Source organism: Rhodococcus yunnanensis NBRC 103083, assembly GCF_001895005.1.
Taxonomy (GTDB): Bacteria; Actinomycetota; Actinomycetes; order Mycobacteriales; family Mycobacteriaceae; genus Rhodococcoides; species Rhodococcoides yunnanense.
In genome coordinates, this window is sequence record NZ_BCXH01000021.1 from 78,623 (window position 1) to 104,849 (window position 26,227).

The 26,227-nt window shown below is 61.4% G+C and carries 27 protein-coding genes and 3 pseudogenes; 14 read left to right on the plus strand and 16 right to left on the minus strand.

Annotated elements, in window-relative coordinates:
* Positions 1–98: 98 nt before the first annotated feature.
* The 4 genes from RY1_RS25355 to RY1_RS25370 all read right to left on the minus strand — a co-directional run bounded on the left by RY1_RS25355 (position 99) and on the right by RY1_RS25370 (position 3,847).
* Positions 99–926: a class I SAM-dependent methyltransferase gene (locus RY1_RS25355; RefSeq protein WP_169914830.1), complete on the minus strand. Its 828-nt coding sequence runs from the start codon at positions 924–926 to the stop codon at positions 99–101.
* The gene (locus tag RY1_RS29855; RefSeq protein ID WP_072806819.1) at positions 886–1,428 is read right to left on the minus strand and encodes a hypothetical protein; all 543 of its coding nucleotides are present in this window, start codon (positions 1,426–1,428) and stop codon (positions 886–888) included. The genes RY1_RS25355 and RY1_RS29855 overlap by 41 nt, the downstream gene beginning before the upstream one ends.
* 176 nt (positions 1,429–1,604) lie before the next feature.
* Complete coding sequence (locus tag RY1_RS25365) at positions 1,605–2,315, minus strand: tRNA-dependent cyclodipeptide synthase (protein ID WP_072806820.1); 711 nt, start codon at positions 2,313–2,315, stop codon at positions 1,605–1,607.
* A complete protein-coding gene (locus RY1_RS25370) occupies positions 2,306–3,847 on the minus strand; it encodes an AMP-binding protein (protein WP_218019859.1) in 1,542 nt (513 codons plus the stop codon). The genes RY1_RS25365 and RY1_RS25370 overlap by 10 nt, the downstream gene beginning before the upstream one ends.
* A gap of 657 nt (positions 3,848–4,504) precedes the next feature.
* Between RY1_RS25370 and RY1_RS25375 the strand changes: the two genes are divergently transcribed.
* The 6 genes and pseudogenes from RY1_RS25375 (at position 4,505) to RY1_RS30025 (ending at position 8,831) form a co-directional block, all read left to right on the plus strand.
* A complete protein-coding gene (locus tag RY1_RS25375; RefSeq protein WP_084727843.1) occupies positions 4,505–5,101 on the plus strand; it encodes a TIGR03086 family metal-binding protein in 597 nt (198 codons plus the stop codon).
* 240 nt (positions 5,102–5,341) lie between these two features.
* Positions 5,342–5,775 (plus strand): annotated as a pseudogene (locus RY1_RS29480) (IS1380 family transposase); the annotation flags it as partial.
* A gap of 52 nt (positions 5,776–5,827) precedes the next feature.
* Positions 5,828–6,603, plus strand: a pseudogene (locus tag RY1_RS29485) (IS3 family transposase); the annotation flags it as partial.
* 286 nt (positions 6,604–6,889) lie between these two features.
* Positions 6,890–8,122 (plus strand): IS110 family RNA-guided transposase, encoded by a 1,233-nt coding sequence (locus tag RY1_RS25400; RefSeq protein ID WP_072806823.1) that lies wholly within the window; start codon positions 6,890–6,892, stop codon positions 8,120–8,122.
* Positions 8,123–8,144: 22 nt separating this feature from the next.
* Positions 8,145–8,654 (plus strand): annotated as a pseudogene (locus RY1_RS25405) (transposase); the annotation flags it as partial.
* 36 nt (positions 8,655–8,690) lie between these two features.
* Complete coding sequence (locus tag RY1_RS30025) at positions 8,691–8,831, plus strand: transposase (RefSeq protein ID WP_072806824.1); 141 nt, start codon at positions 8,691–8,693, stop codon at positions 8,829–8,831.
* Between the two features lie 225 nt (positions 8,832–9,056).
* On the opposite strand, the gene RY1_RS25420 is transcribed toward RY1_RS30025, so the two are convergent.
* Complete coding sequence (locus RY1_RS25420) at positions 9,057–9,497, minus strand: MarR family winged helix-turn-helix transcriptional regulator (protein ID WP_084727846.1); 441 nt, start codon at positions 9,495–9,497, stop codon at positions 9,057–9,059.
* 173 nt (positions 9,498–9,670) lie between these two features.
* Between RY1_RS25420 and RY1_RS25425 the strand changes: the two genes are divergently transcribed.
* The gene (locus RY1_RS25425; protein WP_072806825.1) at positions 9,671–10,213 is read left to right on the plus strand and encodes a maleylpyruvate isomerase family mycothiol-dependent enzyme; all 543 of its coding nucleotides are present in this window, start codon (positions 9,671–9,673) and stop codon (positions 10,211–10,213) included.
* 195 nt (positions 10,214–10,408) lie between these two features.
* Here the strand turns inward: RY1_RS25425 and RY1_RS30790 are convergent, their stop codons facing one another.
* Positions 10,409–10,762, minus strand: a complete 354-nt coding sequence (locus RY1_RS30790) for a hypothetical protein (protein ID WP_245819949.1) — start codon at positions 10,760–10,762, stop codon at positions 10,409–10,411.
* Between the two features lie 964 nt (positions 10,763–11,726).
* On the opposite strand from RY1_RS30790, the gene RY1_RS25435 reads away from it, so the two are divergent.
* Together RY1_RS25435 and RY1_RS25440 are read left to right on the plus strand one after the other, a co-directional pair.
* The gene (locus RY1_RS25435) at positions 11,727–12,284 is read left to right on the plus strand and encodes a DUF6584 family protein (RefSeq protein WP_072806826.1); all 558 of its coding nucleotides are present in this window, start codon (positions 11,727–11,729) and stop codon (positions 12,282–12,284) included.
* Between the two features lie 47 nt (positions 12,285–12,331).
* Entirely contained in the window at positions 12,332–12,658 is a 327-nt protein-coding gene (locus tag RY1_RS25440; RefSeq protein WP_072806827.1) for a hypothetical protein, read from the plus strand.
* On the opposite strand, the gene RY1_RS25445 is transcribed toward RY1_RS25440, so the two are convergent.
* The 3 genes from RY1_RS25445 to RY1_RS25455 all read right to left on the minus strand — a co-directional run bounded on the left by RY1_RS25445 (position 12,629) and on the right by RY1_RS25455 (position 14,073).
* On the minus strand, positions 12,629–12,925 hold the full coding sequence (locus RY1_RS25445) for an ANTAR domain-containing protein (RefSeq protein WP_072806828.1): 297 nt from the start codon (positions 12,923–12,925) through the stop codon (positions 12,629–12,631). The genes RY1_RS25440 and RY1_RS25445 overlap by 30 nt on opposite strands.
* 112 nt (positions 12,926–13,037) lie before the next feature.
* Positions 13,038–13,619 carry a helix-turn-helix domain-containing protein gene (locus RY1_RS25450; protein WP_072806829.1) on the minus strand — a complete coding sequence of 194 codons (582 nt, stop codon included), beginning with the start codon at positions 13,617–13,619 and terminating at the stop codon, positions 13,038–13,040.
* Positions 13,620–13,665: 46 nt separating this feature from the next.
* A complete protein-coding gene (locus RY1_RS25455; protein ID WP_139279986.1) occupies positions 13,666–14,073 on the minus strand; it encodes a hypothetical protein in 408 nt (135 codons plus the stop codon).
* A 172-nt stretch (positions 14,074–14,245) separates the two neighbouring features.
* On the opposite strand from RY1_RS25455, the gene RY1_RS25460 reads away from it, so the two are divergent.
* Positions 14,246–15,259: a hypothetical protein gene (locus tag RY1_RS25460; protein ID WP_371829509.1), complete on the plus strand. Its 1,014-nt coding sequence runs from the start codon at positions 14,246–14,248 to the stop codon at positions 15,257–15,259.
* Here the strand turns inward: RY1_RS25460 and RY1_RS25465 are convergent.
* Positions 15,246–16,151 (minus strand): pseudouridine synthase, encoded by a 906-nt coding sequence (locus RY1_RS25465; RefSeq protein ID WP_072806831.1) that lies wholly within the window; start codon positions 16,149–16,151, stop codon positions 15,246–15,248. The two genes, RY1_RS25460 and RY1_RS25465, sit on opposite strands and share 14 nt — an antisense overlap.
* Before the next feature lie 41 nt (positions 16,152–16,192).
* On the opposite strand from RY1_RS25465, the gene RY1_RS25470 reads away from it, so the two are divergent.
* Positions 16,193–16,954 carry a DUF2127 domain-containing protein gene (locus tag RY1_RS25470; RefSeq protein ID WP_072806832.1) on the plus strand — a complete coding sequence of 254 codons (762 nt, stop codon included), beginning with the start codon at positions 16,193–16,195 and terminating at the stop codon, positions 16,952–16,954.
* Here the strand turns inward: RY1_RS25470 and RY1_RS25475 are convergent, their stop codons facing one another.
* From RY1_RS25475 to RY1_RS25485, 3 genes are read right to left on the minus strand one after another with little or no spacing between them, the layout of a single operon-like run.
* Positions 16,955–18,202, minus strand: coding sequence for a lipase family protein (locus RY1_RS25475; protein WP_371829510.1), 1,248 nt, complete (start codon positions 18,200–18,202; stop codon positions 16,955–16,957).
* Between the two features lie 21 nt (positions 18,203–18,223).
* Entirely contained in the window at positions 18,224–19,687 is a 1,464-nt protein-coding gene (locus RY1_RS25480; RefSeq protein ID WP_072806834.1) for an MFS transporter, read from the minus strand.
* Positions 19,688–19,692: 5 nt separating this feature from the next.
* The gene (locus RY1_RS25485; RefSeq protein ID WP_072806835.1) at positions 19,693–21,120 is read right to left on the minus strand and encodes a condensation domain-containing protein; all 1,428 of its coding nucleotides are present in this window, start codon (positions 21,118–21,120) and stop codon (positions 19,693–19,695) included.
* Positions 21,121–21,325: 205 nt separating this feature from the next.
* Between RY1_RS25485 and RY1_RS25490 the strand changes: the two genes are divergently transcribed.
* Genes RY1_RS25490 through RY1_RS25500 form a run of 3 tightly spaced genes read left to right on the plus strand, consistent with a single transcriptional unit; the run spans position 21,326 to position 24,184 of the window.
* Positions 21,326–22,336, plus strand: a complete 1,011-nt coding sequence (locus RY1_RS25490) for an alpha/beta hydrolase (protein WP_072806836.1) — start codon at positions 21,326–21,328, stop codon at positions 22,334–22,336.
* A complete protein-coding gene (locus RY1_RS25495) occupies positions 22,333–23,265 on the plus strand; it encodes a glucosyl-3-phosphoglycerate synthase (protein WP_072806837.1) in 933 nt (310 codons plus the stop codon). Before RY1_RS25490 ends, RY1_RS25495 begins: the two co-directional genes overlap by 4 nt.
* 25 nt (positions 23,266–23,290) lie before the next feature.
* Positions 23,291–24,184 (plus strand): oxidoreductase, encoded by an 894-nt coding sequence (locus tag RY1_RS25500; RefSeq protein ID WP_072806838.1) that lies wholly within the window; start codon positions 23,291–23,293, stop codon positions 24,182–24,184.
* Between the two features lie 62 nt (positions 24,185–24,246).
* Here RY1_RS25500 and RY1_RS25505 read toward each other — a convergent pair whose 3' ends face one another.
* The 3 genes from RY1_RS25505 to RY1_RS25515 are packed head-to-tail and all read right to left on the minus strand — an operon-like array spanning position 24,247 to position 26,124.
* A complete protein-coding gene (locus tag RY1_RS25505; protein WP_072806839.1) occupies positions 24,247–25,242 on the minus strand; it encodes an NADP-dependent oxidoreductase in 996 nt (331 codons plus the stop codon).
* A gap of 16 nt (positions 25,243–25,258) precedes the next feature.
* Positions 25,259–25,681, minus strand: a complete 423-nt coding sequence (locus RY1_RS25510) for an organic hydroperoxide resistance protein (protein ID WP_072806840.1) — start codon at positions 25,679–25,681, stop codon at positions 25,259–25,261.
* Positions 25,678–26,124 carry a MarR family winged helix-turn-helix transcriptional regulator gene (locus RY1_RS25515; protein WP_072806841.1) on the minus strand — a complete coding sequence of 149 codons (447 nt, stop codon included), beginning with the start codon at positions 26,122–26,124 and terminating at the stop codon, positions 25,678–25,680. Before RY1_RS25515 ends, RY1_RS25510 begins: the two co-directional genes overlap by 4 nt.
* Between the last annotated feature and the right edge of the window lie 103 nt (positions 26,125–26,227).

The window sequence follows — 26,227 nt, forward strand, 5'->3', positions numbered from 1 at the left end:
TTTCTGCTCCAAGGAGATCTTCCGAGCCGAGTCGACAGACGAGCTAGTCCGACCGCACGAGTAGGGTCCTTACACGCGATGCCAACAACCGGATGCCGCTATGCTTTCAATGCGGTTATTATCAGGCTCGTGGGATTTTCAGCGCAACGCTGGGCTCGATCCATGTCCTCATCTGTCACGAAGTTTGCCACTTTCACTTGCTCCCAAACGACATTTGCGAAGCCGGCCTCTTCAAGTATTCCGACAATCGTCGAGGTTGGCCAATGGTGCACCTCGATTTCCGTTGGCGGGTCAGTCAGCACGGCAACCTTGAACTTATCGCCCTCACGTGGGTTCTCTGGGCGACTAGTTTTGAACCCTGCGGCCGCTTCTGAGCGCGCACTTGAGTCCGCGTTCGCGCTCAAGGCGACCAGACGGCCGCCTGAGACCAGATTGGCGAACATAGTGGCCGCCATCGCAGACATCGACTCTCGGCTGTCGGCGTAGTGCAGGACATGCACAGCAGTAACGACGTCGAACTCCGCAAGCTTTGGCATCGCTCCAAGATCGTGGACGTGATACTTCACTCCCAGAGGATTTGCAGCCTCGGATTGCTCCGCGAGTGCGATCATGCCGGGCGATAGATCCATTCCCACAACGTCTTTGGCTCCCAGCTGCGCGATTCGTCGAGTGAAACTACCCTCGCCGCAACCCACATCGAGCACTCTAAGACCTTCGAGTTGCCCAAGCGCAGCCTCGAACGACGGCCATTCGAGATTCTCTCTGACAAACCGAATAATCGCTTCGACTTCATCGAAACTGGCAGCAATTTGGTCGTACTGGTCGGTGTCATCGGCCATTTCACGTCCCCCGTTGTCGATCATCATGACGCTTGACTGAATATTCTCAGCTTTTGGATTGAGCAAGAATTTTGTCGATGACTTCACTATCAGCATCCGACAAGGTAGCCCCACCATTATCTTTGAGGGCAGCCGTCGCCTCCACCGGTGGTGAGTAATCGTAAAGGCCAAGAGCCTGAGTCACGTCCCATGTAGCGACAAGGGTCTTCTGAAGTTGAATTCTTATCAGGTCTTGAATCTTGACCGTCTGGGCAGTCCCTGGAATCGCCACATTGCGTGAATCTTCCACCGACTCGTATGCCGCCTCCAGCGCGCGGGCAGTCGTACGGTACGCACTCTCGAAACCTCCGCCAGCCAGATTCGCCGACTTAACTAGGTCCGCTTTGGTCGGAGTATCCGACGTTGAGCTTTCTACAGACGATCCTTTAATTCCGGCCGTTACTTGTGTGTTCCACTTCAGTATGTCTGCGAGCAGGTCTCCGATGTCCACCGACTCTTGGTGGGTCGGCCTGCTCAGGTCTCCAACGGTCAGTTCGGAGATGTATCCGGCGAGGTCTTCGTTTGCGGCATACAATGTTGCAATCTCCACAGCTGGTCCTCACTTTTGATCACGGTGTCATTCCGCACCTTACCGGGATGGCGGTAGACATGGGCGTTTCCTTACCAAGTCAAGCACTACCTGTTGCTCCTCAAGCTAACAACATGAATCGATCCCCCGCAAGGGTGTATACGGATACGTTTAGCGTCGCGATGTCACAGAGCGTCTCAGGAAATTCCGGCTGAATTTATTGTGGCATACCCCTGTCCGCGATCAGGCTTCAGCGAAGTCTTGCCAGAAAATATGGCATTCGCCAGTGGTAGTGGCTGGTGGTAGAAGTTGAGCGAGGGACCGACGTCGAAGATTTTCGATGAGGAGATGAAGAACGGTAGTTCCGCAATTAGATACTTCTCTGCTAGTGAGATCTGCTCATCGGATGGGCGTCCGGCCAGCCCTTTCGATGCAAGAATCTCCTTTGTCATGGTTTCGCTCGCTTCACGAAGAACCGGATCTAGCGAAATTTCCCGTGCACAATGCCCCACGCTATTCAAGTAGGTCGCGTTCGTGGACAATTGCGATATCCCATGAAGGCCATCGTTAGCTCGCGGACCCCCAATTTCTTGCCAGGCACGATGGACGCGATTCTTAAGAACGTTTGTCTCAGCGCGAGCCTTCTTCGCTGCTTTCTGCGCGTCATATCCCAAGGCGCGAAATGTGTAGTGAAGTGAGTTGTCAGGAATGACCACGTCTATTTGTCGAAACTCTGAGCGCAGCCAGCCAAGAATCTGCGCGATACGACGTACGTTGAAATAGCTGTTACCTGGACTGACTCCGAACACGGCGTGCTGGCGCGACTCCCATACACTTTCGCATTCTGGAGTAAGTGGCTGAACGCTAAATTCTACGCTTCCGATACTTCTGACCTCATTCACGTCCATCGGCCTGATCCAAGCGCAGTGGATGAACCGAGGTACGTGTCGCGGAGCTTTTCGCGAACGATTTTGCCCGTGGCGGTCCTCGGCATCTGATCACCTTGAATTATTATAGGATTGGCCAACTCAGGCAGACCCGTAATGACACGTGACCAATCGTCGCTGTCCAAGTTGCCATCAAACGTGGCGACCACCGGTAGTGGCGGCCCATCGACCCTAGGAAGAATGGCGACGTCTGATCCTTCTGCAAGCCTATCTACGATGGTGTCCTCGAATTCTAGGTAACCCATCCCTGCCGTGTAATTGACTTCGCGATCAACTATCCTGAGCGCTCCGGTCCGCGTCAGAATTCCAATATCTCCCGTGTTCCACCAATCGCCAACAACTTTCTCCTTCCACCGGTCCAGCTCGCCGTAGTAGCCGGCGCATCGTGCCCTGGTCTTCGCAAGTACCAACCCGGCTCGGCCTCTACCTACGGACTGGAACGTGTCGGGGTCGACGACCATCAGCTTTACAAATCCCGGCATAGGGCGGCCGACGACGCGAGGTCCTGGCTTGTGGTCCCGGGGGCGATTGGCTGCTCGACGCGAGATGACCGTCATCCCCATGCCACCCGTTTCAGACTGACCGTAGCCCTCGCGCCAGAGAGGGTATCTGTGACTCGTCGCATTCATGTAGCGCCTAATGACTGGCCACCGAACCGCATCGAAATTGCATACGAAGACCCGGACCTTTGAGAACGGGTTGTCGGCTCCAGTGCGTAGAAGTGGCTCCATAGCGGAGTAGTCAATGGGGAGGGCTTCGACAAAGGTTGGCTTGTGCTGCCTGAACATCTCCTGCACCCGGTCCAGATCAGGCTTGTCCATCACTAGGACAGTTGCGGGTGACAGTGTCAGAACTGAGTAGATCCATGTGAACGCCCGTGCATGTACGTAGGGGGTGAACATTGCAACGATGTCGTGTCTACGAAACGTGAGCGGATGGAGGTTTCGGCACTCCAGCCGAGCCATCTGCTTCTGAATAGTTGAGGGGGGGAATACGACAAGTTTTGGAATGCCGGTTGTCCCGGATGTGTGGGTTAGCATGAGCAGCTCGTCGTCACTCCGTCGTACTACATCCAAGAACGGCGGTGCTTCGATATCCGAGAAATCACGCGCGGCCACTGCATTGCCATCAACGGCGAATATACGATTTGTCAGGGCAGGGAATACCGCTGCAGTGATCTCCATCTTCCCGATACGTGTCGTGTCGCTAATAACAGCCGTGGGCTCAACTCGCTCAATGAGACTGTGCACGGCTTCCTTCTGCAGTAACCCAGATAGCATTACCGGGATTGCACCGATACGCACAATTGCCGAAGCGAACAGTATGCAATCGAAATGGTTTGCCTTATAGACGACGACCCTGTCGCCGGGGTTTACGCCGATTTCGTTCAAGATTCCCGCGGTAGTTCTCACTATTGAAGCGAGATCAGGGAGGTCCAACACATCTCGTTTCTCCCGATCAATATCGAGCGGGCGAGAGAGATGAAAAGTCATAGGTTTGCCTGACGTGCTTCGGTGATCAAAAAGTTCACCCAAGCTGAAAGTCCAGTTTGGTTCCATTTACGATCTACTCCTCATCTAGAACCCGCGAACACATTTGGTGTACATCCACTTGAACAGCTCGTAGCGTTTAGGTAAACAGTGCGTCGTGGCCGCGGCATGAAGATGTGGCTCGCTAGTCGCGGATTGTTTAAAGTTGAATAAAACACCGTAAGTCTGTTCAAATCTGCATGCTGCATGGGTCTGCCTTCGGCCCCCCCTGACCGCTGTATCGACATGCGCTCTATACGCTTCGACAAAGCTATACCTGGACGGGTTCTGCGTGTCAATGTTCCGGCGATTTGCTCTTTGCCGTCAGAAAACATGAACAAACGCCTGTTCACTGCTCTCGCGCCACTTCAAGATTTATCGGACTCGCTGCGACACATTGTCCATCCGCAGGTCAAGCGTTATTTTGTCGCCAGGCCGAAGAGGTGCGTCAACTCGCGTACGGGAGATGCTCAATCATTCTTCTTGTCATTCAGCCGACCGACAATTTCGCCCCCATGGGGGTTAAGTCACCTTGCGGCAACGGAAATCGGTTGATACTTGAAGCAAGTCGGTGCTGCGTTGAACCACAACCATCGGACACACTCATGTACGGTAATTGCTATGGATACCCTGAGAGAAGTCCATGCCCGCGCGGTTCAGCTGACAGTTGATGCAGTGAGTCCAATCTCGGTCGGTAGTTTGTCCGCACCCACGCCCTGCAGTGAATGGGACTTAGCGCAGTTGTTAGACCATATGACCGTTCAGAATTTCGGTTTTGCAGCTGCGGCAGGAGGTAGTCGCGATGAGGATGTTTGGAACACCGGAATGCATCTAGATAATCTTGTAGTCGATTATCTGGAATCAGCGGAACGTGTCATCGAGGCATTTTCCGCAAGCGACGTTGTAGACCGCCAGTTCTACCTGCCAGAGCTGTCAAGAGAGCAGCAGTTCATTGGATCGCAGGCAGTCACGATGCATGCGATTGATTCGATGATTCACTCGTGGGATGTCGCTCGTGCAGTTGGAAGTATAGTTGAGCCAGATTTCGATTTGGTTGAGATGACAATAGAGATCGTCGAGCAGATTCCAGATAATGAAGAGAGACGGAAGCCCGGAGCACACTTTGGCCCCCGCGCTAGTATCGGTGACACCACCGGATCAAGGTTTGACACTGCGCTGGCGTTGCTCGGCCGTTCTCCTCGCTGGCCGCAGAACTAATGACCTCTTCGTCGTTCACCTTAAGCGGACAACCACGTCGATCCATGAAAGCTGATGACACGAAATGCATTCTGCGCGACCGACGAGTTGCCTACCTTAGCCTGAATGCACCGATTCAGCGACGGTCGGCCGCACGCTGTAAACATGAAATGCCCTGCCGTAGTGAGAGAATTGTTCTTGTCTAGGGAACATTTCAACCACAACGAAGGGCATCTGGCAGATGCAACTATCCCATACCCGTTCTTCGGGTACCCCAGCATCGGTGCCGCGCTGCGCGGCGGCGCGGACGTCCCGATCACCACCAGCCTGAACTCGGTGACCAAGACCGCGATCAGCACGATCGCGGACGACGCCTGGACGCCGATCCGATACACCAACGCCCTCTACGACCACGACACCGAGCAATGGATCTCGGTGGCCGAAATCCCGTTCACCGCGTTCGCGTCCGAGAAGAAGGCCACCACGTCCCCGGCCGGCTGGTCGTGCGCCGCATCCCGGACCTACGACCGAAGAAAGACCAAGGCCAGGGCCAGTTGTTCGACGTCTGGCGCTTCCACGCCTTCTCAACCACCACCGACCCCGGCGTCCTCGACACCGTGACCGCCTGTCGAATCCACCGCCGCCACGCGATCATCGAACAAGTCCACGCCGACCTGAAGAACTCCGCCCTCGCACTGAACTGTCCTGGGACTGGTGGAGACTGTGATCTCACCAGGAAATGCAGATATGGGTGCACCAAGGAAGTTCGATACCGAGACGCGTGATCGGGCGGTTCGGATGTATCGGGACCGTCTGGCCGAGGCAGGCGACACCAAGATCGCCGCTCGAAAGCACGTCGGAGCGCTGCTCGATATCAATCCCGCGACGATCCGGAATTGGGTCGAGAAGGATGAGCCGGTAACTGGCGCGGAACAGTCAGAGGCAGCGGTCGATCGCGATGCCGAATTGAAGGCGTTGTGGTGCGAGAACTCCGAATTACGAAGAGCCAATGAGATTCTCAAGACGGTGTCAGCGTTTTTCGCAGCGGCGGAGGTCGTCCCCCGCAAGCGGGAGGTGCCCCATGCCGACTTCGGTGATCGTCGACTACATCGACGAATACCGGCACCGTTTCGCCGGTCGTCCCGATCTGCACCGTGCTCCGCGAGCACGGCATCATGATCGCCCCGTCCACCAATTACGCCGCCAAGAAACGCGGCGCCGTCTCCGCAGCCGCTCTCGAGGAGGCGTACGCCGCGAACACAGTCCACCGGTTGTACGTGGCCAACAGGAGGCTCTACGGGATGCGGAAAATGTGGCATGCGATGAAACGCGCAGGCCATGAGATGGGTCGCGATCAAGTCGGTCGGTTGATGGCGATCTGTGGCGCGGTCGGCGTCGTCCGCGGACGCCGGCGCACGGTGACCACCCAGTCGGATGATCGTGCACCTCGACACCCGGATCTGATCGACCGTCAGTGGGATGCGCCGACCCGTCCGGATCGGTGGTGGGTTGCTGACTTCACGTAATGGGGTGGTCGGCACCGTATGCGACACGAAAAGACGACTGGCAGGTGGTCACTGAGATTTTACCGACCGGGGCGCAGTCTGAGGTGGTGAGCTGCTGGAAGGTGATCACTACCCTAGATCGCACGGACTGCACCCGAGGTCTGACCGTAGACGGTGGCCCTGCCAGTCGTTCGAGGTACGTGATCGGCTTGTGAGATGCCGCGCCACCGAGCGCTGTCCATTAGGTCGCCGCACCACCTCGAGCTCACAGGAAGGAGCATCAGCCAGCGAAAGGACACCGAACATGGCACTGACCGTCGGGATCGACTGGGCCGAGATCCACCACGACGTCGCCATCATGAACGCCGAAGGAACCGTGATCGCACGAGCCAGAATCGACACCGGTGCAACCGGATTCATCGAACTGCTCGACCTCGTTGCATCGCACGGCGGCACCGCGGACAACACCCCGGTCGCCATCGAAACCGACAAGAACTTGCTCGTCGTCGCACTCGCCGACGCCGGCTTCACCATCTACCTGATCAACCCACGGGCGGTCGCCCGCTACCGCGAACGCCACGGTCAAGCAGGGGGCAAGTCCGATCCCGGAGACGCCGCGATCCTGGCGAACATTCTGCGCACCGACCGCGACGCGCATCGAACCCTCCCGGCGACCAGCGAACACGCCCGCGCCGTCAAAGCCCTCGCCCGCCAGCACCAAGAAGCATTATGGGCACTGCATCAGACACTGAGCCGGCTGCGGTCGGTCCTCCTCGAATTCTATCCCGCAGCGCTGCAAGCATTTCCGAATCAGAAACACAAAGCAGCCCTGACAGTGTTGGCAGCGGTACCCACACCGACCGCCGGCCGCGCCCTCACCAAACGCAAGCTCGTCGCCTTGCTTCACCGCGCAGGACGCCGCAACGACGAAAAGTTGGTCGACCAGATTCTGGCAGACCTGCACGCCCCGGCACTGACACAACCATCCGAAGTCGAGGACGCGCTCGGACACGCGGTGACCGGACTGCTCGGCATCGTCGCCGCCATGCACACCGCGGTGGAGACACTGGAAAAGCAGCTCGCCGAGGTCTTCGACACGCATCCACTCGCCCCGATCCTCAAGTCCGCACCCGGACTCGGGACCGTGCTCGGCGGACGGATCCTCGCCGAAATCGGCGACGATCCACAACGTTTCGTAAGCCCCGCCGGATTGCGTGCCTTCGCCGGCACCGCACCGATCACCCGTGCCTCCGGTCGATCGCACTACGTCAAGGCCCGCAAAGTCCGCAACAAGAGACTCGGCGACGCCTGCCACTGGTGGGCCTTTTCCATGCTGACCAAGTCGACAGGTGCTCGCGTGCACTACGGCAAACGCCGCGCTCTCGGTGAGCATCACAACGCGGCCCTGCGCAATCTCGCGAACAAACTCCTCGGCCGATTGTGGTGGTGCCTCAAACACAACGAACCCTGGGACGACCACCGCGCCTGGACGACCAATCCTCTGCCGGATGCGGGTGTGTACATCGCTGCCGCTTGACATCTGACAGGCGTGGGATGTCTATTGCTGGACGTTGGCTGGATTCGTCTACACATCGTTTGTGGTCGACGTGTTCTCCCGCCGGATTCTCGGGTGGCGGGTGATGACGACTAAGGCGACACCGTTGGTTTCAGGGGTACTGGAGCAAGCCCTGTTCACTCGTAGACGCTCCGATTGTGCTTTCACTGCAACAGGTTTGGTGCACCACTCCGGTGCCGGCTCGCAATATACCTCGCTTGCCTTCACCGAAGCGTTGATCGAATCGGGGTTGGCCGGATCGATCGGAAGCGTCGGCGATGCGCTCGACAACGCGTTGATGGAATCAACGATCGGCCTGTACAAAACCGAGCTGATCGACCGGCAGAAGTCGTGGACCGGTCGGGCCGAGATCGAACGGGAAGCCGCGTCGTGGGTGCATTGGTTCAACACCAGTCGCCTGCACTCCTCGATTGGCTACGTTTCGCCCGTCGACTATGAAAACGAGTACCGTCAGCAATGCTCGATCGCCACTTCCGATTGCGAAGTGGCTTGAACCAGGTCTCCATCACTTCCAGGACAGTTCAATCCGGTGCTCGACGCCGACGCGCAGCGGCTGTCGGCGTTTATCCGCGCCCACATCGGTATCGACGGTCACTACGCCTTCCGCCTGCCCGACCTCGGCGGAACACACCGGCCGCTGCGCGATCCCGATACCCGCGACAGCGATTAACGGTGCGACCCGCGCGCGGGCGAAGTTCCGCCCGCGGTGAGTGTGTGCGAGTCTGCTGCATGGCGACAAGGTTTCGGCGGTGCGTGATCTCGAAGCAGCCGGGGAGCGGGTAACCATGGTCGGAGACGGCATCAACGACGCGCCCACACACCGGGCTCGCCGGGGACTGACATTTTGGTAAGGCAAGGAATGGGATTCCGGTGTGCCGACGAGGTGCGCCTGGTGTCATTCACAGGCAGTGGCGAGCCGAGCGAGCATGTCGCGCAGGATTGCGGCATCGCTCTCTGTCAACGCTGCGTGGAGTAGCTCGTCCTCTACCTCCCTGATTCTCCCGCGGACCGTATCGAGCAGGACTTGCCCACTGGAAGTTATGCCGACGGTGCGCTGACGTTGGTCGCGCGATCGTTCTCGACTGACGAGTCCCTGCGAGACCAACGCGTCCAGATGCCGACCCAACCGAGTGGGATCACGGCGTGTCCGGCGGGACAGCTCCACCTGGGACATGGCGGAACTCGAGGCGACCTCGGTCAGGATCGCGTATTCCCACATCGAGAGTCCGGCATCGCGCAGGAGAGGTTCCTCCAGGGCGGCCAAGCGCGGCAGTACCCGAAACATGAGCGCAGTCAGGTCTGCCTCGTCGCGCAACGGGTTTTCAGAACCTGTCATGGACGGCCTTCCAATTATCGTCTACCGTAGTAGAGGATCAGTTCATCTACCGAGGTAGACGATCGCGTTTAGTTTTTCCGCACATTTGACGTTAATTCACACCCTGCCAGTCTCGGCACCTCGACCACAGTGTTTGAGTGCGATGTGCCGGCCATGCCCGAAGGGGGCGCGCTATGGACGTATCCACCTTGCACACCGTTACCGAAAATCTCGCGGAATGGCTCTCCGAGGTCACCCAAGGCGATCTCAGACAACCAACGCCGGTACCTGCACAGGACGTCGGCGACCTGTACTTACACCTCATCGACCGCAATATCGTCATCGCTGCAGGTCTCACGCATGAGGCAGTGCCCAAGCGCCTGCAGTCCGACCCGATCCGCAGATCGGCCCTCGATACCCCGATATATCTGCACGGCGGCGGGTTAGAGGAGCGATACCGTCAGACGGCACGGCGGATGGAGAGTGCGTTCGCATCCGTTTCCTCTGCCGAATTGCGCTACTGCATTGACGGGGTTGACCTCGAGGCCGGCGCTGTATACGAAAAACAGATCAGCGAAACAGTCATCCACACTTGGGACTTGGGGCAAGCGATGGGATTTGACTATCGCCCGGATGACGAGGTCGCGCGTCGGATCCTGACGACACTGCAGGAACCGCCGCTCGCCGATGCCGATGCGGTATGGGCGTGTGCGCTCAGAATCTCGGGTCGGATGTAACAGGCGAACGATCGCTACATCCGCCCGGTGGGCAGAATCGTTGTTTTCAAAGGGATGCCGGAGATGCGCAGCATCGACGTGTGCGAAGTTTTAGGGCAGTGGCGTTTCACCGTCGGTGCACGATATCCGATCTGAGGGCACTGACAGGGGCAGATAAGACACAGAGGTTCCACCGTCGTCGTCGGACTCAATGGGCTACGCCTGTTGCGCTCGGCGCGTCTGCGCGTTGCAATAGGCCCCGTCCCTGAATTCGGTCCCGATCACCGACCCGGCCGACGACGCGCCGCCGGATTGCTGTCGGCCTGAAAGCGCCGTAGCCCCCCCGTCGGAGATTCTCGCGTACTTGGCGAGGCTTCGCACCGACATCTGACCCGACAGCTCCATCAACACCGGCGTCGACGCGCCCTCCTCGGCCGCGTGCGTCAGTAGCTGGTGCAGCGTGTACGGGCCGTCGTCGTAGTGCACGGTGTGGCCTTCGAACATCTCGGCCGCGCGCCGGTAAGACAGCCGTGCCCGACCCGTCGACGAGTCGACATCGTTTGTGGCCACCGAGGGTCGGGCTTTGCGGTCGGTGAGGAACAGCGGTCCGCTTTTGCGGCCGGCCTGCATCCGCGGCAACAACCGCGCGGTAGCGGTCTACCACGCGATGAGGTCGCGTGCCCGCCCTTGCGGGTCACCACCGCGCACCGGTTCGCGGTGTCGAGGTCGGGCACATCCAACATCAACACCTCCTCGGCACGCGTCGAGGATTCGTAGAGCATGTGCCATAGCACCCGTTCCCGCAGTGCCGCATCCGATCCCAGGATCTTGGTGACCCGAACCCTGCTCAGCGCCCTGCTGGTATCCGGCGGCGCGGACCTCGCCCGCAGCCGGACCAACGGATCGCCGGCCAACCACTGCTGCTCGCGCCAATAGGTGCGCGCCGACCCCAGCGCGGTCAACCGAATGTTGAACGTCTTCGCCGACTTGCCACCCCACGCGAAGGTGAACTAGCCACTGACCCGATCCGGCTCCGAGCCCAGCAACGCCACATTCCGTGTCCGCGCCGAGGTCGGCCACCAACCGATCCAGCGCCGCCGCGTAGGTCGCGCGAGTGTTGGGCACCGTGATCGTCGCCAAGTAGATCCGCACCGCATCGGCCAGTCGCACATCACTCACCGACGTCGACAACCTGTGAACCCGCCCCATCTCACCGACCGCCGACTACTACCGCACATAGTTTCCCGAGTCGCCTCATCTGAAAGGCGCATCGAGCCAGGACGGTTCAGACGTTACCGTGCATAGCATCACACTATTTGCGGTAAATCGTTAGCTCCGGATTGGGCGGATTTTCTCCTCGACCCCCAGTTCAAGCTCGGAGTAGTGCAGTTTCGGCGTAATATAACTTCGGCGTAGTGCAATGTCGGAGCGAAGCCCCTTTCGGTTTACCGATGGGGGCTTTTTCATGCGTGCACACAGCCAGGAGCGCAGCAGCCGACGGCGCCGTTCGGTCGGGGGCCGTTGGGCTTGACCGGTGGATGCGATCGATCAGGCACAGCAAGATTTGACGCGAGGCGAGAACGCGCAAGCCAGGGATCGGCTCTACGCTGCACTGCGCACGGCTCCGGCGTCGCAGTCCATTCTCGAACTACTCGCGTACACGCATCTGCTGATGGGCGATCGCGCGGCGGCAGGTGCCGCCTGGTTTCTCACGTCGAAGGCCGACGACGATCCCACCGCGTCGGCGGCGTTCGAGGCCCTGGAGGCCCGTCACAGGTCTCCGATCGCGCTCGCACGAGTCCTACCGATCAATGCCCCGTCCGAGTACTACCCGGCCCAGGCGCAGGAACGGCTCGCTCGATTGTCCGCAGCGATCCGAAGCAACGGACAGCAGTGGGTCCCGCCGCGGGACACGGTGTACTTCGACGAGGTGGGTGTCGACTCGGACGACTTCCTCGACGACGAATTTCCGACGCCCACCACCGACGGAAGGTCGCGTCGCCCGATTCGTCAGCGCGTCGTCGCGACGCTGATCATCGTTGCGATCGCGGCGACGTCGGCGTCGGTGGTTCTGGCGATCGTGTTCTCCTAGGGCGCCCGGAAACCGGCTGTGCCGCCGGGTAATCTCCTCCCAGAACGATGCAGCCTTCAACCGAGCTTCTCTGCCTACCAAGGACCTCTCTCATCGACCCCATTCGACGTGACTACAACTACGAGGTCAACCTCGCCCAAGCGCGGGTATTCGCTGCAGGGTTGGCACAACACATCGAGAGGTGCACTGCATCGATCGAGATAGCGCAGTCCAGGGCATTCCGCGCGCGTGCGGACAAAGCGCTGACACGCGCGCGGGACCTGGAGGCGCAGGCGAGTTCGCTTCGCAAGGAGCTCTACGAGATGTATCGCCAGATCGACAAGATGTCCGAGCGTTTTCCCGAACTACGCGGGGACAGCGTTTTCGGAGACTGATCCGGTCCCGAGAACCGAGCCCCATCGAGCGAGCGCGATACGGCGGGTCTCCGCGTCGCCGCGCTCCTTGCCCTCGGCCAACGTGATCACCGTCCGCGACAGTTCGAACAGGCTGACTCGGTTGTCCCGCGCGGTGGCGAACAGATCGTCGACGGCCGAGGCGACGCTACCGCCGCACAGGCCGACGAGTACCCCTGTCGCGATGTCGAGATCGGTACGTGAAGCGGGTCCCCGAGACGCCGTTGTGTCGGGACTTCTGTCTGTCATGGACGTTCCTCGCCGTGTTGGTTGGCCATGGTTCCCGGTGCAGCACATCTCTGCTCGGAGGCGCTCACTCTGCCATACGACACCGACGGGAAAGTAGCCGAGGCGCAAAGACTCAGGTCGGTTTCGCACGAACATGCATCCGTTCCCCCTGCGGACCGAACAAACTGAGAATTTCGACGGGACGATCGTCGACGGCTCCGAACCAATGTGGCACGCGCGTATCGAATTCCGCTGCTTCTCCAGGCTTCATCAGAATGTCGTGTTCACCCAGAACCAGCCGTAGCGTGCCGCTGAGGACGTACAGCCATTCGTATCCCTCGTGGACGCGAGGGTTGGGTTCCCGACGACCTGGATCGACGACGAGTTTGTAGGCCTGCATGCCGCCGGGGCGACGCGTCAGCGGCTGGAACGTGACGTGCTCGCGACGGACAGGGGTTCCCTTCACGCGTGGGTCTTCCACCGGTGGTTCGCTGACGAGTTCGTCCAGGGGGATCTGGTGCGCTCTCGCGATCGGAAGGAGCAATTCCAGGCTCGGCTTGCGGTCGCCGGATTCGAGCCGGGACAGCGTGCTCAGCGATATTCCGGTCGTCTCGGCCAGCGCGGTCAGCGTTGTACCCCGTTCGGTTCGTAGCCGACGGAGGCGGGGGCCGACTCCAGCGATGACGTCGTCGAGATCCCGGTCCTGAGCACTCATTCCTACATTGCAGTTTCAGCAAGCCATTTTGTCAAATATAGCTCATTCAGTTGCAGGCCAGTTTGGCTTGGTCGTAGATGCGCTGCGCCTGCTCGGTGGACGGTTTCGCATCGTCCGACGCGGCCTCGATCTCCAATTGGGCGACGACGGCAGATTCGTCGGTTCCGCCGGCGATCTCGGTGCAGGTGCTGGTCAACAGGGACTTGATGGCGTTGTCGTCGCGGTTCTCGGCGAGCGCGCCGAACTGAGCGCGGAACGCCACGACGAACGCCGTGACCTTGGCGTCGTCGAACAGATTGCCCGCCTGCTCGCCGACGCTCGCTGCGACACTGCTGGCGGAGCTGGCCGCGTTGTCGAGCGACTGGTTCGCATCCGACTGGTCGTCGGAACTGCATCCGGCAAGCACCAGCGCGAGTGACAGAGTCGACGTGACGGCGATCTTTCGGAGCATCATGGAGGAGATCGTAGCTTTCACGATCGACCCGAGTCACCGCAATCGGCGTCGCCCCAGCCGTCGCGCCGGACATAATTGTGTGGTGACCACCGAAATTGCGTCGTCGAAGGTTCGAGTACGGCGCTCGCGAGTACTGCGCAACGCCTACGGAAGCACTACGGCCGAGGCGTTCATGATCATTGCCATCGTGACGATTCTCGTCACCCGTCTCTATCTGGAGCTCACCAACTACCCACAGGTCGGCGGCGGAAGTCTGCACATCGCTCACGCCCTGTACGGCGGCGCCGCGATGATGCTGGCACTTCTGGTCGGGTGGATGTTCATCGGGTTCGGGGTTCGTGTCGTCGCGGTGATCCTCGGCGGCATCGGGTTCGGCCTCTTCCTCGACGAGGTCGGCAAGTTCGTGACGAAGGACAACGACTACTTCTACGGTCCGTCGTCGGAGATCATGTACGTCCTGGTGGTTCTGGTTCTCGTCGGGAACCGGATCGTTCGCGACGCACGGAGGCCGTCGCACGAGGAAACACTGGCCAATGCTGCTCTCATCGCAGCGCAGGGAGTAGCGCACGGTCTGCCCGAGCACCGGCGAGAATGGGCGCTGCGGATGGTCGATCGGGCGGAGGCAGAAGGTGCCGAAGTGCAGACCGTCACCGGCCTCAGATTGCTGTTGGAGAACAGCAAGCAGGGTAGTTCTCGTCTCTACGACGCCCAGCGGTTCGCGCCGCGGCTGATCCCCGGATTCTTCAAGAGTCCCCGGTGGGTGCCGGTGGTCTCGTGGGCCATGACGGCGGCGGCGTTTCTGGGGGTTGTGTTCGGGATCGTGGAACTGGTGCTCGGCGACCTGCATTTCGATTCGAAGGACACATCGCTCGATATCGACAAGATGGGGATCGCGAGCGGAATTCTGTTCGTGTCCTCGTGCGTGACGTTCGCCCTGGCATTGCCGTCGGTGATCGCGCTCCGCAATCGGAAGTTGTGGCCGCTACGGATGCTGCGCATCGGAGCGCTCGTCTTCACCTTGCTCAACGCTCTCGTCGATTTTGCGCAGGAGGGATTCGCGGCGCTCTTCAACGTCGCGATAGGCCTGTTCACCATGGCTGTGCTCTCGCATCGCATCAACGTGCGCACCGCCGAGATCGCCGAGAGCAACGCATCCCGCGGCGACGTTCTGTCTATGCCCGACTAGGCAATTCGAGTACCCGGCGGCTGGTGAAGGTCCGTATCAGGCCGGTCGACGGGTCTCTGAATTCGATGGATCGCGCGAGTAGCTGCAGCGGTGCGGAATAGTCGTCGCCTGCAACCTCGTAGAAATCCGGATAGAAGTTGTCACCGAGAATCGGAACTCCGATCGAGCTCATGTGCAACCGAAGTTGATGGGTGCGGCCGGTTTTCGGGCGAAGTGAGTACACCGCGTCGACCCCGTCGTGTTCGAGTAGCTCGACGGCTGTCTCGGCGTTGGGCTCGCCGGGCACTTCCTCGGCGCGAAGAACACCGCGCTGCTTGATCATTCGACTGTGCACCGTGCGTGGCAGTTCGAGATCCCGGTCGTATCGCGCGACGGCGTGATACTCCTTGGTGACGGCCCGCTGCGCGAACAGTTCCTGATACGGACGGCGCGCCTCGGGCCGAATCGTGAAGATCAGGACCCCGGCGGTGAGGCGGTCGAGTCGATGCGCGGGGCTGAGCTCGGGAAGGTCGAGTTCGCGGCGAAGAACCACCAGCGCGGACCGGGCAATGTAGGCACCACGAGGAGTCGTGGCCAGAAAGTGCGGTTTGTCCACCACGAGCAGGTTCTCGTCGCGATGCAGGATCTCGATCGGAAACGGTACGACGGGCTCGTCCGGTGGGTCGCGGTACAGATAGATGTCGCTGCGGGGAACCAGCGGTGTGTCCCAGGCAATCGGGACGCCTCGCGCGTCGACCACCTCGCAGGCGGACACCTTCTCCCGGAGACGCGACGCATCCTGGGGGAACCGGTCCAGCAGATACGCGAGGACCGTCGGGAGCGTCTCGGTCTCGGGCATGCGAATGCGTGTGGGTCCGAGCCCGTTGCGGATGGGGAGGGGAGCGCGGGCCATAGGCGCCACTGTATCGGCAGGACATCTATACAGTTCGTGGCGTGGACTGGGCACTTCGATCATGTAGTTGGCACGGGCACGAGACCTATGCACCCGACGAACCGGAGTTGCGGGACCGGCTGTGCGTCGACACGGCGGTGGGTGAGTCCTGGCGATGCCTGCGCTGCGGCAACTTCGTGCCGGGGCCCGCGTCGGGATCGGGGCCCGCCGACCATGCACCCGAGGTACCGCGCGGCCGACTGCTCAGAGATCGCATCGTTATGCGAGCTCTCGCCGTCGAGCGTCTGCTGCGTGCTCTCGTTCTGTTCGCCGGTGCGTTCGTGATAATCCGATTCCGCGACGATCGCGGTTCGATCCGAGGGCGTGTCGACGCCGAACTGCCACTGTTGCGGCCGTTGGCCGATCAGATCGGCTGGAACATCGACGACTCCAAGGCGGTGCAATGGCTCGACAAGGCATTCGTGCTGTCCGAGACCACCCTGATGTGGATCGCCGTGGCCGTCACCGTCTACGGACTGTCTCAAGTGATCGAGGCGGTAGGCCTGTGGGCCATGAAACGGTGGGGTGAGTACTTCGCCGTCGTGGCCACGAGCGCGTTCCTGCCGCTCGAGATCTACGAGCTGACCGAACGAGTGACAGTGCTGCGGGTGGGGCTGCTGGCCATCAACCTTGCCGCCGTCGTCTGGCTGATCTGGAGCAAGCGGCTGTTCGGTGTCCGCGGCGGGGCCGCGGCCTATCACGCCGAACACAGCGCCGAGTCCCTGTTGACCGTGGAACGCGCTGCTGTGTCCGGCGCCCGGTAGTCAGCAGTTGCTCGGCGCGGGCTCACCCCGCAATCGAGCATCCAGCCACAGGTACGCCTCGGGTAGACCGAGCACGGTCGCCGAGAAGTGCTCGGCTGCTGGATATCCGCGGAACTGCACCGACGCGCCTGCCGCGCAGTAGCGGCCGACCATGTCTGCGACCGGCTGATACGGTGCGATGAAATCGTTGACTCCCTGCCACACGAACAGCGGGGCGGTGGGGACGCCGTCGTAGAAGGTCACGCTGTTCTCGCGCAACACTTCCTGGGCGCTCGGCGTCTCGGCGAGAGATGCTGCCGTCGTCAGGTCTCGGGCGCTGTGGAACGCACCGTCGATGAGGATGGACCGTCGGCACTCGTTGAACATCTTGTTGCGCAGTGCAATACCTTGATCGTTGAGGTTCTCGGTGATCGGGAACCTGTCCGGGTACTCACGTTCGAGGCCGAGTGCGACGGCCATCGCCATACCGAAGCCGGGGTGCGGCAACGGGCTGTAGGCGAGATTCTGCGCGATCTGGGCGAGGTCGGACGGTATGCCGCCCTCTGCTACGCCCGCGATCTTCAGCTCGGGCGCGTAGGTCGGCGCCAGCGCAGCGGCGAACGATGTCGCCAGACCGCCACCCGAGTAGCCGAGCAGCCCGACCGGTGAGTTCGCCAGCGGAAGCTGGTCGAATCGTTGCACGGCTCTGATGCCGTCGAGCGTGACACGCCCTTCCATCTTCGCCGCACCGTACGCCCCCGTCGGGCCGAGGTAATCGGGAACTGCGACGGCCCAACCGCGGGCGACCATTCCGAGATAGACCGCGGGAGCCTCGATCAGCTCGTCGGAGAACAAACCATGGGACGGTGCACATTTGGTGCCGAGCGCATTGACGACGGCCTGATAGGAGACCAGGGGCGTGCCCACCGTCCGGCCGCGTGGCATCAGAACCGTCGTGACCGCCGCGATCGGATCGTCCGCAGAGTTGTTCGATCGATACTTGATCTGCCAGATGTCGGTGTTCGGGTAGGTGAGCGCGTCGATGCGTCGACTGCCCAGAACGTCACCGGGCGCCGCGTCGCCGATATCTGCAGGTGCGGCGTAGAACGGATCCGGGTCGGGACGGAGGGGGACTGGATCGGTTGCGGGTGCACTCGATCCGGCCGACGACCCGGTGGGCTCTGCTCCGGCAAGGGTAGGAGTGCCCAGGAGAAGGCCGCTCAGAGCCGCGAGAGTGACGAGGAGTGAAGTGAGACGAGTACGCACGATGGTCCTTCTCGGGGTGGTCGGTCAGACAGGTGTCGGTATGCGAGGCGGCTGCCGGACCCGCGATGGCAGAGCCAGAGCGAGCACCGCGGCACCGGCGACGACAGCGGACAGAACGAAGAAGACGTGCCGCTGCGCGACGATGTACGGCTGGGCCGCTTCCCATCCGACGCTGTCGGTGGGCACTGCCGCGGAGATTCGCGACAGCTCGTGAAAGAACAGCAATCCGACGAGAGCGAGTCCGACTGCCTGGCCGACCTGCTGCACTGTCGGAATGAGTCCGGACGCCGATCCGACTGTGTCCGCATCGGTTTCCGAGACGATCGTTGTCTGCAGCGGTGCTACGAACATCCCGATCCCAGCCCCACCGACGAAGAGTGGGCCGGTGAGTGCGAGCAGATTGTTCGCCGTCGACTCGCTGTATGTCAACCCGGCGAAACACATCATCGACACCCCGAACAGTACGAATCCCAGTGCGAGCATTCGTGTTCCGATGAGGGCGAACAACTTCGGTGAGATCACGGAGAACACCGCGGCACCGAGTGCGAACGGAACGGTGACGACGCCGGTGCGCATCGGCGACAGTTCCAGGCCGAACTGAAGGCTGAGCGACACCGTGAAGAAGAACCCGGTGAACGAACCGAACATCAGGATCGACAACACACACCCGATGCCGAAGGTGCGGTGGCGGAACAGGTCCAGCCGCAGCATCGGTTCGTGGCCCGCGCGCGTCCATCGTGATTCGTGATGGACGAAAAGTCCGAGGATCACGGCCGAGGCGACCAGCGCTGCAGCGGTAGGGATGCTCCACCCCTGCTGGTAACTGTGTGCCAGTGGATAGATCAACAGCACGAGTCCGAGTGTCGACAACGTCACGCCGAACAGGTCGAGACGGGGCAGGGGCCTCGGTACGGTGTTCGACAGACTGAACGCCGCGATCACCAGCGCAAGTAGTCCGAGCGGCACGTTGACGAGGAAGATCGTCCGCCAGCCTGCCCCTGCCACGTCGAGAGAGACGAGGACGCCGCCGATCGACGGTCCGAGTATCGCCGCCCCTCCCGCGGTGGCGCCGTAGGCCGCGAACACCACGCTGTGCCGCTCACGCGGGAAGGACGACGCGATGACCGCGACGCTCTGTGCCGACACCAGACCGCCCGCAATTCCCTGCACAACCCGTGCGGCAATCAGCAATTCGGGCGATCCGGCCGAACCGCACAGTGCGGAGGCGAGAACGAAGGCCGCCATGCCACCGACGAATACCGTTCTCCGTCCCAGCAGTCCACCGAGCCACGCGCCGGTGAGCAACGTGCACGCGAACGCGAGTGTGTACGACGAGACGATCAGGGTCTGTGCGGTCGAGCCTGCGCCGATGTCCACCGCGATGGACGGTAATGCGACATTGACGATCGTGACGTCGATCATCAGCATGAACACAGCGAGAAGGCACGCGGACAGTCTGCGGCGGGCGAGGTGTCCGGTCGGGGTCATACGAGTTACGCAGTCTTCCCCGCGAAGGACTCGGCGAACGAGTACTCGCCCGTCGTGGCGACTGCCAGAAAGATCTCGCTGATCTTGGCGAAGTAGCGTTCGATGGACTCGCGCGCGACATCGGTACCCGGATACATGAAGGTGGCGCCCGTCTGGTCCTCGAATCGGTTGATCCACATGTACACCTCGTTCGAACTTCCTTGGTTCCCGAACAATCCACCGTTGACGCTGGAGACGATGTCGGCACCCGGAAGTTTGCGTACGTCGACGTACGAGATCATCGGCGCAGACCATCCGGGCTCGGTCCTGATTCCAGTGTCGGGAGTGATCAACTCCAAGACACGGTGGTAGGACACATCGGAGAGTAGTTTGCCGGATTCGAAGGCGCGCTGTGCGCTTGCTGCCACGTGAGAGAACGACAGAGCGCCGGACACGGTGAAGTGGACAGGTATGAGGCTGGAGAACCAGCCGATCGCTCCGAATTCGCCAGGTGTGGTTCGTGTGCTCTTCGGGGTGAGGCCCAAATAGCTTTCCTTACCGATTAATTCGTACTCGGCGATGGCCGCGGCAGCGAAGATGCCGCCGGTGATCTTGGCATTCACACGCTCGCACGCTTCGTCGAATCTGTCCGCGAGCTCCCGGTCGAACAGTGGGTACATCCGAACCTCGGAACGAGTGTATTGCTCGTTGTCCGCGTCCAGCGGCAGCGCGAACGCGGGAAGGTCTCCGCCGTTGGCGACCACGAGGTCGATCCACTCCCGCACTTCCCGAGACTCGAGGGTCAGCAGCGCGCTCGCCTCACGCTCACGAGTGCAGTATTCGAGGTAGCTGCCCAGGCATGGCTGAACCTCCAAAGTGCCTGCTACTGCGTCGATGTAGAGCGATCGAAGCTCGAAGAACGTCAACGCCTGCGAGATTCCGTCGGTGTCCAGGTGGTCGACGGCGGCGTAGACGGTGAACTCGTGACCGCGGTCGACGACGCCGAACGAAAAGCAATCCCAACTCGTCGGACCCGGAGTGGTGTCCTGAACGTGCTCGCGGAGCAGTTCCTGACTGTCGAAGTGCCCATGATCGGTCGGGACCAACTCGATGTCCCCAGGATCGGCCACGTGGCGCACGACCCCGTGGTCATCGGTGCTGAACCAGCTGGCGAAAGTATCGTGTCGGCGGACGAATCCGTTGATCGCCTTGGTCATCGCATCGACGTCGAGTGCCTCGTAGATGTCGAAGGTGACAAGACACAGACGTGAGAAGCGAAATCCCGAGTCGCGGTTTCGATGCGCGGATTTCAGATACTCCTCCTGAATGTGCGACGCGGGTACCGGATGCGGAGGTGCTGCGTGCACCCGTGCGATCGATTCTGCAGTGGGCTTCCAGGAAGTCACCTTTCCTGGGCTGGGCTTCCAATCACCGATGAGACCGAAGCTGACCACGTGAAACCTTCTTCCATGAGCGGGTGCAGAGCTGTGCGCAGACCGAATCGCCGCCGCGCCGTCAATCATTGCGGTCGTGCGGCCGGAACCGCGAGACTTTCGCGCTTGTGAATCCGCCCAAACATGGCCTGCCGGTACGTTCATTTTTGACAGACTTGGAATCCGACGCATGCTCTGCTGCGGCGGCGGACATAACATTCCGCAAATGCCGTCTCGTCCAACCGTCAGGGCACTTGCTGCTGCCGTCTTCGTGTTCGTGACGCTGTGCTGTTCTGTGTCCGGCTCTGCTGCAGAGCCTTCCGAGGCGGCGTACGTCACTGCCGTAGTGCCACTTGCCGATCGGCTCACGCGAATCGATGTGTTCTCACCCTCGATGAACCGCTCGATCGAGCTCACCGTCTACCGGGCCGCCGATCCTGCGCGGCCCGCACCTACGCTGTATCTGCTCAACGGCGCCGCAGGAGGCGACGGCGGAAGCAGCTGGTTCGATCGCACCGACATACCGGAGTTCTTTCGGGACCAGCAGGTCAACGTCGTGGTTCCGTTCGGAGGAGCTGCCAGCTACTACACCGATTGGTACCGCGACGATCCGGTGCTCGGACGAAACAGATGGTCGACCTTCCTCGGACGCGAACTACCCCCTGTCATCGATGCCGAATTCGGCGGCAACGGCAAGAACGCGATCGCCGGGATTTCGATGGCAGGAACGTCCGTACTGCAGTTGGCGATCGCCAACCCCGGGGTCTACCGAGGGGTCGCGTCGTACAGCGGATGCGCGTCGACGTCGGACCCACTGGGCCGCGCGTACGTCAAATCCGTCGTCGACATGCGCGGCGGCGGAAACACGGTGAACATGTGGGGCCCCGACTCGGATCCTGCGTGGGTGGCCAACGACGCCTTCGTCAACGCCGAGAAATTACGCGGCGTCGACATCTACATCTCGAGTGGATCCGGGATCGCGGGGCCTCTCGACACGCTCGACGGCCCCGACGTCGCAGGGAGCCCACGCAAACTCGCGGAGCAACTTGCCGTCGGTGCGCTCATCGAATCCGCAACCGACGAGTGCTCGCACCGGATGCGGACTCGACTCGACGACCTCGGTATCCCGGCCACCTACAACTTCCGGGAAACCGGGACGCACTCGTGGGGCTACTGGCAGGGCGATCTGCACGATTCGTGGCCGTTGCTGGCATCGTCGTTGGGAGTGAGTGAATGATCGCGCTGAAGTCAGGTGTTCTGCCCAACTCGTGGCGCGGCGGCGCCCCGGCGATCTCCGAGCTGGTGGCGGCCAAGGAAGGCAGAACCGTCTCGGTGGTGCTTCCCGCTTTGAACGAGGAGGCGACCGTCGCAGGCGTCGTACATTCGATCGCACCACATGTGGGAGGGCTGGTCGACGAACTGATCGTGCTCGATTCCGGGTCGGTCGATGCCACCGCATCGGAGGCGCGCCGCGCAGGCGCTCGCGTGGTCGGACGAGAAGAAGCAGTGCCCGAGCTAGTGCCGCGACCGGGGAAGGGCGAGGTGCTCTGGAGATCACTTGCCGTCACCACGGGTGACTTCGTGGTGTTCGTGGATTCGGATCTACTCGAACCGAGCCCGGAATTCGTGCCGTCTCTGCTCGGGCCGCTCCTGCTCGAATCGAACATTCGCCTCGTGAAGGGCTGCTATCGGCGTCCGCTGCGAGCCGACGGCGTCGCGTCGAGAGGCGGCGGGGGACGGGTCACCGAGCTCGTCGCGCGCCCGCTGCTGAGTGCGCTGCGGCCTGAACTCGCCGGAGTTCTGCAACCACTGGGCGGAGAATATGCGGCGACGCGGGAACTGCTCACCTCGATTCCGTTCGCGCCCGGCTATGGGGTCGAGATCGGTATTCTGCTCGATACGTACCATCGCCACGGAACCGAGGGCATCGGTCAGGTGGACCTCGGAGTGCGGGAGCATCGAAACCGTCCCACCTCCGAGTTGGCGGTGATGAGCAGGCAGATCGTGGCGACGATGTTCGACAGGCTCGGCATCTCCGATTCGGGTGCGAGCCTGACCCTCTTCGGCGGAGGAGAGGATCCGTTCGAGCCGACCGTCTCGGAATTGATGACGGGCGATCGGCCACCGATGCGGGAGATCCGGCCGTCCGTTATCGGGTCACGATAGGCGACGTCGGCGCTAGGCTCGGACGATGAGCGCCGATCGCCACTGGACCGCATCCGACATCGCCGATCAGACCGGACGTCGGTTCATCGTGACGGGGGCGAACAGTGGCCTCGGCGAGGTGACCGCACGCGCACTGGGGGCGGCTGGAGCCGACGTCGTTCTGGCCTGTCGAGATACCAACAAGGGCGACGCGGTCGCGCGGAGCATCGGTCCCCGAGCTCACGCTCGGCAATTGGATCTCGCGGATCTGGAATCGGTTCGTGCCTTCGCGCACACGGTGGACACCGTGGACGTGCTGATCAACAACGCCGGGGTGATGGCCGTGCCGCACCGGCGGACGGTCGACGGTTTCGAGATGCAACTCGGCACGAACCATCTCGGACATTTTGCACTCACCAATTTGCTGCTGCCGAAAGTCACCGACAGGGTGGTCACGATGTCCAGCGGACTGCATCGCATCGGTCGGATTCATCTCGACGACCTCGATTACGAGCGACGACGGTACCGCCGATGGCCCGCTTACGGGCAGTCCAAACTCGCGAATCTGATGTTCGCATTCGAACTCGACCGTCGTCTGGCCGCGGCGAATTCGTCGCTGAAATCGCTTGCAGCGCATCCCGGTTACGCCCGAACGAATCTGCAGGGGCATACGGAAACGATGCAGGATTCGCTGATGTCGCTGTCGGGCGGTGTCCTCGGGCAGAGTGCCGAGATGGGTGCACTGCCGGAGTTGTACGCAGCGACGTCACCGGAGGTGACCGGGGGGTTGTACATCGGGCCCGACGGGCCATTCGAGCAGCGGGGGTATCCGAAGATCGTGGGCTGCAGCGCACGTGCCCGCGATCGTGCGGTGGCCGCAGCGCTGTGGGACAAGTCGGAAAAGCTGACGGGAGTGCGCTACCCGCTCGTGCGCGAGTAGTCACCACAGAAGGTAACTACTCGCGCACGAGCAGCCGGTTGGCTTCGTGCACGGTCGCCACGTCAGATCGCGACGATCATCTTCCCGGTGTTCTCGCCCCGCAACAATCCGATGAACGCCTGCGGCGCATTCTCGAGACCGTCGACGACGGTTTCGTCCCACTCGACGTCGCCGTCGGCGATCCACTGCGTCATCTTCTCGGAGAACTCTTCGGTGAGATGACCGTAGGAACCGACGATGAACCCCTTCAACGTCAGTTCCTTGCCGATGGCAAGCGCAAGGTTGCGAGGCGCCGACGACGGTTCGGTCGAGTTGTACTGAGAGATGGCTCCGCACAGAGCAAAGCGGCCGTACTTGTTGGCCGACGTGATTGCAGCCTCCAGATGGTCACCTCCGACGTTGTCGAAGTACACATCGATACCATCCGGAGCAGCGTGTGCCAGTTGCTTTTTGACAGATCCGTCGTGGTAGTCGAAGGCTGCATCGAAGCCGAGTTCGAGTAGACGCGCCACCTTCGCCGGCGAACCAGCACTGCCGATGACACGCTCGGCACCCAGCTTCCGTGCGATCTGGCCGACGAGCGACCCGACGGCACCGGCAGCACCCGAGACGAAGACGGTATCGCCCGGCTTGAACTGTGCGACCGCGGTGAGGCCGGAATACGCTGTGAGCCCCGTCATTCCGAGGGCTCCGAGGTACGACGACGCCTGTGCCTGCGTGAGATCGACCGTGCGCGCGCCCTTACCGTCGACGATCGCGATGTCGCGCCAACCCTTGCCGTGACTGACTGCGTCTCCGACCGAGAAGGCGTCGTTCCGCGTCTCGATGACTTCACCGACGGCTCCGCCGTCGAGAACTGTATCGAGTCGGAACGGCGGTACGTAGGATTTGACGTCGTTCATCCGGCCACGCATGTAGGGGTCGACCGACATGACGATGTTGCGGACCAGTATCTGGCCGTCCTCCAGCGGTGGGAGTTCGGTCGTGACGGTACGGAAGTTGTCCGGTACCGGTTCGCCGGTCGGGCGGGATGCGAGATGTATTTCCTTGGCGTGCACTGAAATTACCTGATTTCTAGTCGTCGGTGACCGTAACCGTTACGTCGATGTTGCCACGCGTGGCGTTCGAGTACGGGCACACCTGGTGGGCCTTGTCGGCGATCGCCTGGGCCTCGTCGTGGCCGAGACTCGGCAGTGTGACCTCCAGCGTGACCGAGAGCTGGAATCCGCCTGCATCGTTGGCTCCGATCCCCACGCGTGCGCCGACGCTGGAGTCGGTGATGTCGGCCTTCTCCTGACGGGCGATCATCTGCAGAGCCGAGTGGAAACATGCGGCGTAACCAGCTGCGAACAGCTGCTCGGGGTTGGTGCCCTGGCCGTTGCCACCCATGGCCTCGGGGATTGCCAGGTCGAGGTCGAGTAGACCGTCCGAGGAGCGAGCGTGGCCGTTGCGGCCTTCACCGGTTGCGAGGGCTTCGGCGGTGTAGATGGTCTTCATGAATGACTACTTTCCGTTGTATGGAGTGCGCCGGCCAGCTTGACCAGCGCGCTGTGTAGATATTCCATTTCTTTCGCGGTCATGCCCGTCATGCAACCCAGCTGCCTGGGAATGTCGACGGCTTCGGTGCGCTTGGCGTCACCGATGTCCGTCAGGTGGACTTCGACGCGACGCTCGTCGGTGGTGAGCCGTCGGCGCTCGATGAATCCGAGTTTCTCGAGCCTTTTGAGCAGCGGCGACAGCGTGCCGGTGTCCAGATCGAGTTCGTCGCAGATCTCACGCACTCCCCGGCCGTCCTTCTCCCACAGCACCAACAGAACCAGGTACTGCGGGTATGTGACACCGAGGCGCTCGAGCATCGGCCGGTACGCCGCGGTGGTCGCCCGCGATGCGGAGTACAGCGCGAAGCACAACTGGCGATCGAGTGCGAGTTCGACGTTCACCCGCGTAACGGTAGTGCACGGTTATGTTGTGCGCAACCTATCTAGGACGGCGTCGCCGGTGCGTGCGGAGTTACCCGTCGGTCCGACCCCGCACGCACGAAGG